At 49.8% G+C, this 14,083-nt stretch carries 7 protein-coding genes; all 7 read right to left on the bottom strand.

The window, feature by feature from the left end:
- Positions 1-16: 16 nt before the first annotated feature.
- Complete coding sequence (locus AC0LWT_RS33560) at positions 17-907, bottom strand: GGDEF domain-containing response regulator (RefSeq protein ID WP_474685771.1); 891 nt, start codon at positions 905-907, stop codon at positions 17-19.
- A gap of 45 nt (positions 908-952) precedes the next feature.
- The gene (locus AC0LWT_RS33565) at positions 953-1,993 is read right to left on the bottom strand and encodes an HD-GYP domain-containing protein (RefSeq protein WP_474685773.1); all 1,041 of its coding nucleotides are present in this window, start codon (positions 1,991-1,993) and stop codon (positions 953-955) included.
- A gap of 342 nt (positions 1,994-2,335) precedes the next feature.
- Positions 2,336-3,856, bottom strand: a complete 1,521-nt coding sequence (gene adh, locus AC0LWT_RS33570) for an aldehyde dehydrogenase (RefSeq protein WP_474685775.1) — start codon at positions 3,854-3,856, stop codon at positions 2,336-2,338.
- 122 nt (positions 3,857-3,978) lie between these two features.
- Positions 3,979-4,605 carry a sporulation-specific diadenylate cyclase CdaS gene (gene cdaS, locus AC0LWT_RS33575; RefSeq protein WP_474685777.1) on the bottom strand — a complete coding sequence of 209 codons (627 nt, stop codon included), beginning with the start codon at positions 4,603-4,605 and terminating at the stop codon, positions 3,979-3,981.
- A gap of 55 nt (positions 4,606-4,660) precedes the next feature.
- Positions 4,661-5,206 carry a hypothetical protein gene (locus tag AC0LWT_RS33580; protein WP_474685779.1) on the bottom strand — a complete coding sequence of 182 codons (546 nt, stop codon included), beginning with the start codon at positions 5,204-5,206 and terminating at the stop codon, positions 4,661-4,663.
- Positions 5,207-5,895: 689 nt separating this feature from the next.
- On the bottom strand, positions 5,896-7,188 hold the full coding sequence (locus AC0LWT_RS33585) for a hypothetical protein (RefSeq protein ID WP_474685781.1): 1,293 nt from the start codon (positions 7,186-7,188) through the stop codon (positions 5,896-5,898).
- Between the two features lie 27 nt (positions 7,189-7,215).
- Positions 7,216-14,083: non-ribosomal peptide synthetase (locus AC0LWT_RS33590; protein WP_474685783.1), on the bottom strand; the 6,868-nt coding region annotated here is incomplete at its 5' end.

The following is a 14,083-nucleotide window of genomic DNA, read 5'->3' on the forward strand; positions in this document are numbered from 1 at the left end:
TCACCCACTCCTTGATTTAATAAACCGTTACCCGGTGTCTCCCTCTGTTTTTCGCGCCCAATAAGGCGGAGTCCGCCTGCGCTATCATCTGATCGAAAGATCGGTGGTCGAAATTGTGGGTTACGCCGATGCTGACCGACACTTTCAGATGCTTATGCGGCGAGACGGCGATTTTGAGATCGTCAACGGCTTTTATAATGGAATCTGCCAACTCCAGACAACCCGCTTCATCCTGCAGCAGAATGAGATACTCGTCCCCGCCGTAACGGAAGGCGATGTCGCGGTTCGGATCCAGCCTGGAAAACAGAAGGTCTGCCACTTCCTTCAGCACCTGATCTCCGACCAGATGGCCGTAAGTATCGTTAATCGGCTTAAAATGATCCATATCGACCATCAATGCGGCATGGAAGCTGCGGATGCCGTCCCGGATCGTCTGCATGGTCAGATCCAGATAAGCGCGGTTATACAAACCCGTAAGCGAATCGATGTAAGCCAGTTCGGAAAGCTGCTTATTATCGTTCTTCAAGCTTCTCAGCTTCTTCTTTTGCTCAAGAGCGATGGCGATTTTCCTTTCCAGCAGATCGAGATCGAAAGGCTTCGTCAAATAGTCGAACGCCCCCAGCTGCAACCCCTGCAAAATGTCCGCTTTCTGGGCGTTGGCCGACAGGAAGATGACCGGAGTGTCGAAATCGCTCTGCTCCATCCACCGCCTGTAAATTTCAAACCCGGTAATGTCCGGCATCATGACGTCGAGCAAAATCAGGTCCGGAGCGGTTTCCTCCATCATGGACAGAGCTTCCGTACCGTTCTCGGCGATGAAAATTTCATAGCGCAAAGAACTTAAAAATATGCTCAAAATATTTACGTTGTAGGGTTCGTCGTCAATAATAAGAATTCGACCGCTCATTAATTATCCCAGCTTTCCTTACTTTAGTAACAATCGGGTTGCGGGCTAGCCGCTGTGCATTTTCGTATGTTCGTCAATAATGTCCAAAAAGAGCCGGACCAAATTTTCATCGAACTGACTGCCTGAATGAATGAGCAGCTGTGCCCTGACTTCAGGGACATGCAGAGAATGACGGTACACTCTTGTCGATGTCATCGCGTCAAAAGCATCAGCCAAGCTTACAATGCGAACCCACAACGGAATCGAATCTCCGCAAAGCCGGTCGGGATAGCCTCTGCCATCCATCCGTTCATGATGCCACCTGACGACAGGCAATAAAGGCTTGACCTCGGGCAGCTCTTTCAGCATCTCGTAACCGACCACGGGATGTTGGCGGATGACATTAAACTCTTCATTCGTCAGCTGCCCCGGCTTCATCAGAATGGGATCGGGTATCGCGATTTTTCCGATATCATGCAGCAGAGCGGCTACTTTCAGCTGTTCCAGATCGGCCTTGTTCACACCGGCTTTGGCTCCAAGCAAAGCGGAATAGAAGGCGACATTGTAGCAGTGGTTTACAGTGAAGCTGTCCTTCATCCGTAAGGTGTTGAACAAATTCTCATACGTTTTCTGTTGCAGAATTTGTTTGCGGAACTGGATTTTCTCTACCAGCTGCTCCATGTGCACTTTAATGACACCGCACATTTTCAATTGATCGTCGCTGAGCCGAATACCGGAACGAAAGCCAAAAACAAGTGCGCCGTAAGAGGAGCCGTATTGGATATGGAAGCCGTAAATAGTTCGGAATTGTGTCATGGAGAGGAAGGTTTTCATCTCATTAGCGGTGTTCTCTACACTAAGACTGGTTCCCTCCGGCACCAATGAGAAGAATTGTGTTGCCATGGCAATGTGCTGCAGCTGTGTCAGCTCTGCCTGATTGATATTGACCGAATAAGAGGCAGGGGGATTTCGATGTTTTTCATCCTCGAGAAATACGCAAACATGCTCGCACCCAATGAATGTTTTAGCAAAATCGCCCAATTGTCCAATGGATTCAAAAATAGAATCGGAATTGATGACACTCTTGAAAAAAACCGATTTCTGCATAGATGCTACCTCTTATTCTCAACAAGTAAAGTCTCGTAAAAGTATTTAAAGTTTTTCGCCAGAAAAACTGGCATCGGAAGCATAAGCTTAGTACTATTTCTTCTTGCAAACAAATTTCCCTTCTTTTTTTTGGAATTTTGTCGACCTTTTTTTTGCTGATTCGCTCGATTGTTGACATATGAAAAGACCGCCTTTTTCACAGCTATCGCCATGAAAAAAACGGCCTTGGGCTCCATTACATTTTATAAGTCCAATATTCGTAGTTCTTCTTCCGTAAAGACGCGCGAGCGGGTCAGAAAAGGGAGGCCTTCCAGCCCTTCCAGTGAAGCGTTGACGCCACTCTTAGAAGAAGCCCAATGCGTCAGGGCTGTAGCTGACGAGAAGATTTTTCGTTTGCTGGTAATGCGCGAGCATCATTTTGTGATTTTCGCGGCCGATGCCCGAAGTTTTGTAGCCTCCGAAGGCGGCGTGAGCCGGATAAGCATGGTAGCAGTTCGTCCATACGCGCCCTGCTTCGATGCCGCGGCCCAGGCGGTAGGCGTTATGAATATCCCGCGTCCAGACACCGGCTCCCAAGCCGTAAAGCGTGTCGTTGGCAATCGCAAGCGCTTCCTCCTGATCCTGGAACGTCGTTACGGAAACGACCGGGCCGAAAATTTCCTCCTGGAAAATTCTCATTTTGTTATGTCCCTTCAGAACTGTCGGCTGTATGTAGTAGCCCTCCGCGATATCGCTTTCCATCTTCGCCCGGTTTCCGCCGATGAGGCATTCCGCCCCTTCCTGGCGGCCGATGCTGATGTAGCTCATAATTTTTTCCATTTGCTCCGTGGACACTTGCGCCCCGATCATCGTATCCGTGTCCAGCGGATTGCCCTGCTTGATCGCGGCTACGCGCGTTAGTGCTCTTTCCATGAAAGCGTCATAGATCGATTCCTGAATGATCGCGCGGGACGGACACGTGCAAACTTCGCCCTGATTGAGCGCGAACAAGACAAACCCTTCAATCGCCTTGTTGAAGAAAGCGTCGTCTTTGGCCATAATATCTTCGCAGAAAATGTTCGGCGATTTGCCGCCCAGCTCCAGCGTGACCGGAATAATGTTCGGCGAGGCGTACTGCATTATCAAGCGTCCCGTCGTCGTTTCTCCGGTAAACGCAATCTTCGCGATCCGGTTGCTTGAGGCAAGCGGTTTGCCTGCTTCCAAGCCGAAACCGTTCACAATGTTGAGAACGCCGTGGGGCAGCAAGTCCTGAATAAGCTCAGTCAATACCAGGATGGAAGCAGGCGTCTGTTCCGCAGGCTTCAGCACGACACAGTTCCCCGCGGCCAGAGCCGGAGCCAGCTTCCACGTCGCCATCAAAATCGGGAAGTTCCACGGAATGATTTGCCCGACCACGCCGAGCGGCTCATGAAAATGATACGCCACCGTATCGTTGTCCAACTGGCTCAAGGCCCCTTCCTGCGCCCGAATGCAGCCGGCAAAATAACGAAAATGATCGATCGCCAGCGGAAGGTCCGCGGCTAGCACTTCCCGAATCGGTTTGCCGTTATCCCACGTTTCGGCAACCGCCAGCATTTCCAGATTCGCCTCTAAACGGTCGGCGATTTTGTTTAGAATTTGCGCGCGCTCGGCGGCGGAAGTGCGCCCCCAGGCGTCCCTCGCAGCATGCGCCGCGTCCAGAGCCAGCTCGATATCTTCCGCCGTCGAGCGGGGAATTTCGCAAAAGACGCGGTGATTCACCGGCGATACATTTTCAAAATACTGCTCCTTGACAGGAGCAACCCACTTGCCACCGATAAAGTTGTCGTAACGCTTCTTGAAAGCGACCTTCGATCCGGTTTGTCCCGGTTGTGCGTAAATCATAGCAAGAACAGCCTCCTTTTGGATAAATGGGGGTACTCTATATACATAAGCAAGTACCTCGCCATTTATTAATACAAGGCTGTTAAAAGCGAATCGACACGTGAATTATTGCACGCTGCCTTTTAGCGGACGGCATGGTGGATCGCATTCAGGGGATGCAGCGTCCCCTTATAGGCGAAGGAAGCATGGCCCGTTTCTTCCGAAACGACGAGCACAAGTGCGTCGGTGCGCTCGGACAGGCCGATCGCCGCGCGGTGCCGGGTGCCCATTTTGACATCGCGATAGGAAGCCGCGGAAACCGGCAAAACGTTCGCGGCGGAAATAATGCGGTCCGCCTGGATAAGCACCGCTCCGTCGTGAAGCGGATTGCCGGGATAAAAGATGGATTCCAGGAGCGCGTGGGTCAATGTCGCTTCCATCGGAATGCCCGAATGAATATACGCATTCAGATTGTCGTTTCTTTGGATCACGATCAAGGCGCCATGCCGGCGTTCAGACAAATGCTGAATGCTTCTCGACAAATCCCCATAGCTATCTGTAAAAGGAGACAAGTAACATTGCAAATAAAACGAAGCGGCAGCGGACTCCACTCTTTTGAACGACTCCATAATTTCATTAAGCTCGCCCAACATGCAGGAGTTCTCGGAATCTATGGACTGAAGGCTTTGCTGAATTTGGTCTGCAATGCGGTTCAAATGCAGTTTGATCTCTTCTTTCATCGGCGATACGTCACAATCTTGCTTCTGCATTCGCGGCACCTCGGCATGTTCAGAATAAACCCTGCTTGTTTTATAATCTGTACATTCAACCGCAAATGTATGAAAAAAAGGCAACAAAATCACCCTGCGAGTGACAAAAAAATACGTCTGCTTCAGCGAGCATCGTCAGCATGGCACGGAAGCCTGCGGATGACCAGGCCCAAACAAACGCCTGACCCGATCCCCGCTGTCTAGCTGCACGCAGAAAACCTGCAAAAGTACATCTTTTTGCCCATAGATACATTGTCAGCGCAAAATTCCTGCAATTGTGCAGGCTTTTGGCCGGGCGCAGGGGCTCAGCTCCATTTTCATCGAATATTCCTGTACTTTCGCAGGCTTTTCGCCAAAATGAACCGTTTGCCCGCAAATTCCTGCACTTTCGCAGGTTTTTTACCCGGATCGGCCTGCCAAGCCATCTTATGACCGCCTGCCATGCAGCGCTGCCGACGCCCTTCGGGAGAGTTATGCGTTTGCTCAAGGCGCAAGCCGTTTCACCACGGTCAGCACCAATATCTTGGCGCCAAAAGAACAAATCGTGCACAAACATGCTTGATGCCGGTAGTGGATTTGGTGCGCACATTGCCTCGTTCACGACGCCGGATCGTCGATGACCAACTGCTTGTAAGTCTCCGGAGAAGCCAGCCGCAGCACGATCGCAGGCCTCAAAGTGATCACATTATCAGAAGACGTGTATTCCCATATGTTAACTTGTATATAATCCCTTGATTTACCATCGGTCTCTTACATTGTCAATTGAACCGGTAATAGATGTATTCAATCCATTTTATTGGATAATTCTATCCAATCATCGAAGGCGACCGCGTTCAGAGCCAGTTTGCTTCATCAATCAAAATGCTAGCTCTATGCACTGAACAGTCTGCCAGCCCGAAACCCTGCGAAAGTGCAGGCATTTTCTGTAACAATAGTCCATTTTGGCAAAAAGCCTGCGATTGTACAGGAATTTTCTATGAAAATGGGGTTAAGCCCCTGTGTTCGGGGAAAAGCCTGCACAATTGCAGGAATACTACCATTGCCAGCTATGAACGAGCAAAAAACTGCACTTTTGCAGGTTTTCTTCACGCAGCCAGGCAGATAGTCGATCGGCTCCGGCGTGCAGGTTTCTGAACAGCCTGAAATGAGCAAGCTATGCTGGAATCCGGCTTTTTGCCATATCCGTTCGTGAGCAGCCGTTTTTGCGTCTTTGGGCGGTGTCGGCACAACAAAGAGCCGCTTGCCCCTTCAATGGGAAACGGCTCCTAATTCGTCATTTAACTTTTGAATTCATTCTATCCGCTCTGCATTCAACAAATGTTCCACGGATAAGATCCGGTCAAAAAGACCAAAAACTTCTTCCGAATCGTAAAGATTTTCCATCAGACTGACTTCCATCATCAAACGTCCCGAAAGCGTAGAAGTTGTGAGCAGCAACGACTGGTTTTTGATAGAAAAATAGATCGTATCCACCCATTCCTCCATAATTTGATGCGATATAATTCCCAGATTGGACAAGGTAATGGAAAAATTCCACAGGGGGAATCTTTCAGGCATCGTTTTCATGCTCAATTCAAGGCACTGTTGTTTATATGTCCGATATGAATTGGAAAACGAAGCAAAAAAGATCGACAGCGCATAGGGAATCCCTCTTTTAAACCATTTGAACGCGGATTTCACCTGTCTGTCCAAATTCCTATCCCGGAAAAATTGCATCGGAAGGCTCGCGACGTAATTGCCGCACATGGTCTCCGGCGAATAGTTATGCAGAAACTGCAAATCCATGGGCATGGAGACAAACACGCGCTTCTTCCCGGGATCGTGCTGCAGCAGTCCATCAGTCATTCGGAAGCAAATGTATTCGGTCAATGTCATTTTTTTGCTCCGGCATTGCCGTAAAAGCTCACCGGTCTCCTCTTTGCTGAAGCAGTACGATTTTTTGACATAACCGCCGCCTTGCTCCGGCTTTTTACCGTAACTCAAATCGACGGTCTCGCCGGCGCTTCCCGCTTTCCCCAGCCTGAACATAAAACCTATAACAAAAACCGGCATCCATAAAAAGGCGGCGACTCTTCTTTTCATACGCAGCAGCCTGCCGACGGAGACGTTGCCCTCTGCCGTTGTTTGTTTCGGCTTTGCCTCGGGTTCGCCCGAATAATATTCAAGCCATCTCTTGATCCAGAAAACCAAGCTGAGCCCATTAGCCAGCGCATGGTTCATCGCGAATATCATTGAATATTCATTTATAGGGAAAATTCGAAACGGAAGTCTGGAATTAGTTGCGGCATACTGGCTCAGAACCTCCGCCTCTGTAAAATATTTGGCAAGCTGCTTCTTTTCAGCCTCCAGCAAATTCTCCAGCTCTTCCTGTGAAAAACGTCCCCATATAAACGTGTCCTCTTCGAGCTGTTCCACCCTTTTGGCTTGCAGCAAAGGATTGTTCATGATGAGCAAGCGGTAGCTGGAAAGCAATGTTTCGGCATCGATTCTTCTTTTAAAAGTAACCGTTGCGATCATGCTGTTGGATGAAATATAATGTTCTGTTCCAAAAAAGTAAGTACTTGCCAGTTTAATGGCATCCACTCTTTTCCTTCTCCTTCCCTGCCATTTTTACATAAATCCTACATCTGCGGCATGATCCATCATCAGCTTCACCTTTTGGCCGTCCAGCCTTGACCACTCAAACCCTAGCGCTCGCAAAATACCGTCAGTCTTCTTGTTCATCGTCATGAACAACGTTTGGCTCGCCCCCTCAAAGAAAACGTTGGAATGGACAAGAATCCGGGCAACCTCCTGCTGTGTCTCCGCTTCATCGTATTTTTCGAACATATATTCTGTAAAATCATCCATCGGCATCGGCTGGACTTTTACATCCGTTTGATTCAAAAGCTTGGCAAAAGACATCATGCTCACCTGATGGCTGTTAAACAGATGATAGGTTTCATTGTTTAGATTTTCCCGGTCGAACAGCAGTACAACGGCTTTGGCCACCTCATCCGCAAAGGAGAAGTTCATCGTTTTATCTTGAATTGCGGGAACCCGGCCAAGTTTGATCAGCGCTTTTATCAAGGAATAAAATGCATTATCCGAGATATTTTCTTGGAATATCCCCGAAATGGAATCAAAAACGAGGTTCCCGACTCTGAACACATTGGAATTAAGCCCTTTTTCCCTTGCTCTTACAATTTCTTTCTCAGCTTCGAGCTTCGTCATCACGTAATAGTTATCAGAGCTTTGTCCGACATTGCAATCGTATTCCGTGAACACAATGCTGCTCCGGTCTTCTACCCAGCCGCTGCCCACGCTGGTGGTGGAAACGAAATTGTAAGTCTTTTTCTTCCCTGTGCCGGCAAATTCGATCAGTCTTGCGTTCCCTTCCACATTGACCGCATGAAATTCCGAGTAATGTCCGAAATGCTTGACGTTCGCCGCCGAATTAATGATCGCATCGATGGTTTCGGCCAATTGCTCATAGCGCTCCCGGCTCAGTCCGAAACAATCCTTGGTCAAATCTCCGCCAAACACGCACACTCTGTCTTCCCAGCCATTCCGCCCGTCAAACTCGGTGCCAAAATGGAACTTCAGCTTCATCCGCAGTCTCTCCAGTGCCTCGTCGTCGCTTGTTCCCCGAACAGGCACATAAACTTTATATTCCGTATTTTGCAGCAGTTGAAACAAAATATGGATTCCTAAATACCCGGTTCCCCCTGCCAACAGAACATTGCGGTAGCCGGCCCGTTCAGAAAGATTGATGTTCTTATATACCTGATTTTTCTTCCGGTATTCTTTAAGGCTCTCGCGCATTTTCCAGTCAACCTCAGACCCGCCCGTTCCTCTGGCAGCTGCCGCTTCCCGCATGGCATACACGAATTGTTTTAATCTGTCTTTGGAGTATTTGATGTGATCCGCCAAGGTCCGAATCGTCGGATATTGAAAAATGTCGTTAATCCCTACTTCAAAATCGAACGCCAGCCTCGATACCACCTGAATCGCCTTGATCGAATTTCCACCCAGCCTGAAGAAATGGTCATCTATTCCGATCTTCTCCATGCCCAGGATTTCCTGCCAAGCCTTCTGGATTTTCAGCTCAACTTCATTCCTCGGGTTGCTGCCCGTGTCGTCGCTTTCCTGCCATTCGGGCTCCGGCAATGCCTTTCGGTCAATCTTTCCGCTCGGAGTCAGCGGCATTTGATCCAGCTGCATGAAACTGGACGGCACCATGTAATCGGGCAGTGCTTGCACCAGCTGTTCCCGCAGCTCATCCGCTCCCGTTTCTCCTTCTGCTATAAAATACGCCGCCAAATACTTCTCCCTTTGCTTGTCTTCCCTGGCGATCACCGCCGCCTCCCGGACAAGCGGATGCTTCAGCAGCTGCGTTTCGATCTCCCCCAGCTCAATGCGGAAGCCCCGGATTTTCACCTGATCGTCGATTCTGCCCAAATATTCGATATTCCCGTCCGGCAGCCAGCGCGCCAGATCGCCCGTGCGGTACAGCTTTTCTCCGGCTTCGTAAGGATTCACCACAAACTTCTCCGCCGTCAACTCCGGCCGATGCAGATAACCCCTGGCCAATCCGTCTCCCGCAATGCACATTTCCCCCGCCGCCCCGAGCGGCAGCAGCTTTTGGTTCTGATCCAGAATGTAAATCCGGGTATTGTCAATCGGCTTGCCGATCGGTACCGACGCATTGCCCATATCCTCTTCCCGGTACATCCACGCAGTTGCAATTACGCTGGATTCGCTCGGTCCATAGGCGTTCATATACGCCACGCTGTCCTTCCACCGCATGACCAGCTCTTTCGTGATTGCCGATCCGCCCGTCACCAGCTTTTTCAGCGCCGGCAGCCTGCCTGGTTCAATCCCCGCCAGATAAGTAGGCGGAAGCAGCGCAATTGTCATTTGGTTTTCGTCAATGAAGCGTACAAATTCATTCAGATTGTTAATCGTATCGCGCGAAATCAGATAAAGTGTGCCGCCTCCCAGCAAAATCACGAACATTTCCCAGACCGAGGCGTCAAACGAACTGCTGGCAAACTGCAGCATCCGGTCCGATTCGTTCACTCCCCATTTTTCAAGGAAGAAATGCTGGAGGTTGAGCACTCCCCGGTGCTCCACCATCACCCCTTTGGGTTTCCCGGTAGATCCCGAGGTATAGATGATATAGGCCAGGTCCTGCGGCTTGTTAACAGGCTCCGGATTGGCGCCGTCGGCCGGGTCTGTACACTGAAGACTTTCGCCATCCAAATCCATGATCGGGCCCCGGTAGTCGAGCTTGTCCCGGTAATGCTTTTGCGTCAGCAGTATAGAGGCACCGCTGTCTTCCAGCATATAGCGAATCCGTTCCTCCGGATAGTTTGGATCTATCGGCACGTACGCGCCGCCCGCTTTGAGCGTTCCCAGGATGCCAACGACCATTTCGATAGATCGTTCCACTATGATGGCGACGATATCGTCCGGCTTCACTCCCCGCCCCCTCAACACCTTGGCCAGCCGGTTCGCCTGTTCGTTCAGTTCCCGGTAGGTCAGGGTTTGCTGCCCGAAGACCAATGCCGGATGCTCCGCTCTTTGCTCCGCTCGTTCCTCAAACAGCCCATGGATCGTTTGCTCCTTCGGATATTCCGTCTCCGTCCGATTGAAACCATCAAGCAGCACGCCTCTCTCTTCCTCCGGCACGACCTCGATTTTTTCGACCCGTATCTGCGGACAACGTACGATTTCACGGATAATCATTTTGATCTGCCCGGCTACCCGCTCTATTAAGTTTCTGTCATAGGCCAAGCTATTGTAGCGGAATTTGATTTGCAAATCTTTCCCGGGCACAATAATGAAATTAAAATCAAAATTCGTCTGTTCGGAGACCTGAGCGGACAGAATCCTCAAATCCGTTCCGTGGGCGCTCTGTCCTCTGACGGCCTCCTCCATCGGGTAGTTTTCAAAGGCCAGCAGGCTTTGCACCAATCCGCCTCCATGGGCAGTCCGCGACTGAATTTCCGCCAGCGGATAATAGTGATGCCGCTCAGATAGCCATGCCTCCCGCTGCATGTTGGCAATCAGAACCGGGAAGCTATCTTCCTTTTCTGTCCGGACTCTGACAGGAATCGTATTGATAAACAGCCCTACCATTCCTTCAACACCTTGGATTTCCGCCGGTCTTCCTGAGACAACCGTTCCGAACACCACGTCTTGGGTATTGTTGTACCGCTGCAGCAGGAGCCCCCATACAGCCTGCATCACCGTACTTAACGTAGCTCCGTTTTCTCTTGCGATGCTCTCCAAACTCGCCTTCAATTCCTCATTTATCGTAAAATCGTATTCTTTCTGAAAGTATCCCGGATTATCCGCACCGCTTTTGATTTTGGGCAGCGTGGCTGACTGTTCGTACTCCGTGAGATAGTTCTCCCAATAAACCGCCGTCTCCCGGTCATCCCTTTGTTCCAGCCACCGGATATATTGACGGTAAGGATACACCGTTCCTAATTGCGGGGTACTTTCATTATGAAGCGCACTGTAAATTTTCCAAAACTCTTTAAATACAATGCCAAGACACCAACCATCCATGATGATATGATGAAAACTCCAAATCAGCCGGTAACTGTCGTCACTCGTTTTAATCAAGGAAACTCTGATGAGCGGGTCCCGGGTGAGATCAAAGCCCTTCTTCTTATCCTTATCCAAATATGATTCCAAAAAGCTTTCTTTCTCGTTCTCCGTCAAGAAAGAAATATTTCCGAAACATACATCAACCGGCCTTTTCTTTAAAACGACCTGAACCGGTTTTTCGACCTTGTCGTAAACAAAGGCGGTCCGCAAAATATCGTGTCTTTGAACTATCTGCTGACAAACGCGCTCAAATAAACTTTTATCGATCTCACCCTTCAGGCTGAGCACGGCTTGTTCATGATATGCGCGCGAGCTTGGCTCCCTGAGGAAGTGATACAACATTCCCGACTGCATGGGGGTCAGTGTATAAATATCCGCGACATTGGGCCCCGAGTCCCCCATCGCGCGGTATACCTCTTCGATCTCAGCTATCGTAATGCTCTTGGAACTTACGTCACTGGCCGTCAGTTCCGTGTATTCCCGTGATGCGCAATGTTCGATAATTTGCTCCAGATTGCGTTTAAAGCCTTCCGCCAGTCTGATTATCGTAGCCTGTTCATATTCATGCTTGTGATAGGCGTAACTCAGCCGCAGCTTTCCATCGGTCACTCTTCCGTTAATGTCCAAACGGTAAGGTCTTTGCATGCCGGGTGAAACCGTTTCATCGGTAAGAACATCCGAAAGGGTAAATATCTCGGTATCAATATCCCGGTCAAACTGCCCCAGGTAGTTGAAGCTGATCTCAGGATGCAAATCAAACCTTAATATTCCCTCATCCCGAAGAAACGTCTGGTATTTCAAAATGCCGTAGCCGATGCCTTTTTGCGGAATGCGTCGCAGGCTTTCTTTGACGGCTTTAAGTCGGGAAGCCACGTCCTTAACGCCTTCCATATCCAAAATGACCGGATATTGGGCAGTAAACCAGCCAACTGTTCTGCTGATATCCATATCCTGAACGATCTCTTCGCGTCCGTGCCCTTCCAGGTTAACCAGTACCTTGTTTTCTCCCGTCCATTCCCGAACAGCCTCTCCCAGCGCCGTCAAAAGAACATCGTTGATTTCGGTATTGTAAGCCTTATTCACTTCTTTAAGCAGCTTGACAGTCTGGATTTCGTCCAGCTCGATTTCTATATGATCGCTATCCTTATATTTTCTGTCATGAACGGTACGATCTTGGGGAATAGGCTTGATCTCATTTTGTTCCAGCTCGCGCCAGTATGTGATTTCTTGCTGAAGCTCGCCGCTTGCGGCATATGCATAAAGCTGCTCGGACCATGCCAGGAATGAGTCCGTTTTCTCGCTGAACGTGATTTCATCTTCCCTCTCTGCCTGCCGGTATCCCGTAGAAATGTCCTCGAAAAGAATCCGCCAAGAAACTCCGTCAACAGCCAGGTGGTGAATACTTACGCAAAGATAGTCGCCATCTCTCGTTTTAAACAAGCCCGCTTTCACCAGAGGTCCGTGTTCTAAATCCATGCCGGACTGAAGCTTTGCGGCTGCTTCCTTAACGGAGCTATCATATAGCATATCACTTGTAAAATCCTTGACCTCCAGCGAGTACAGCTCGCCTTCCGTGCCCCGGTTGAACAGAATTACCCGTCCCGCCTTCTCCCTCACGACAATACGCAGTGCATCATGGTGTTCCACCAAGCGGTCGAACACTTTTCTTAACCTCTTTTCGTCAAAGCCCTGTTTCCGATGCAGCAGAACCGACTGATTGAAGTGATGTTTGGCTGCGAAAGACTGCTCAAAAAACCATCTTTGAATAGGAGTGGGCATAATTTCACCTGTTACCGTTCCTTGAAAAACGGCATGTTCGACGGATTTCACATAAGCACTCAATTCTTCAATCGCGGGATGATCAAAAAGATCCTTCAATTGCAGCTTTAGCTTATAATCGTGAAGCTTGGACACAACCTGAATGGCTTTAATGGAATCGCCGCCCAGATTCAGAAAGTTATCCTTAATGCCAACTCTTTCGACGTTCAGAACTATTTGCCATATCTTAGCCAATATCTCCTCTATCTTGTCTCTCGGCGCCGCATATTCCACACCCGCATCCGCAATCGGATCAGGCTCGGGCAGTGCTTGCATCAGTTGTTCCCGCAGCTCATCCGCTCCCGGTTCTCCTTCTGCTGTAAAATACGCTGTCAAATACTTTTCCCTCTGCTTGTCTTCCCTGGCGATTACTGCCGCCTCCCGGACAAGCGGATGCTTCAGCAGCTGCGTTTCGATCTCCCCCAGCTCAATGCGGAAGCCCCGGATTTTCACCTGATCGTCGATTCTTCCCAAATATTCGATATTCCCGTCCGGCAGCCAACGCGCCAGATCGCCCGTGCGGTACAGCTTTTCTCCGGCTTCGTAAGGATTCGCCACAAACTTCTCCGCCGTCAACTCCGGCCGATGCAGATAACCCCTGGCCAATCCGTCTCCCGCAATGCACATTTCCCCCGCCGCCCCGAGCGGCAGCAGCTTTTGGTTCTGATCCAGAATGTAAATCCGGGTATTGTCAATCGGCTTGCCGATCGGTACCGACGCATTGCCCATATCCTCTTCCCGGTACATCCACGCAGTTGCAATTACGCTGGATTCGCTCGGACCATAAGCATTCATATATTCCACGCTGTCCTTCCACCGCGTGACCAGTTCCTTGGTGATCGCCGATCCGCCCGTCACCAGTTTTTTCATCGCCGGTAGACTGCCTGGTTCAATTCCCGCCAGATAAGTAGGCGGAAGCAGCGCAATTGTCATTTGGTTTTCGTCAATGAAACGCACAAATTCATTCAGATTGTTAATCGTATCGCGCGAAATCAGATAAAGTGTGCCGCCTCCCAGCAAAATCACGAACATTTCCCAGACCGAGGCGTCAAACGAACTG

It is taken from the genome of Paenibacillus sp. sgz302164, from assembly GCF_056120505.1.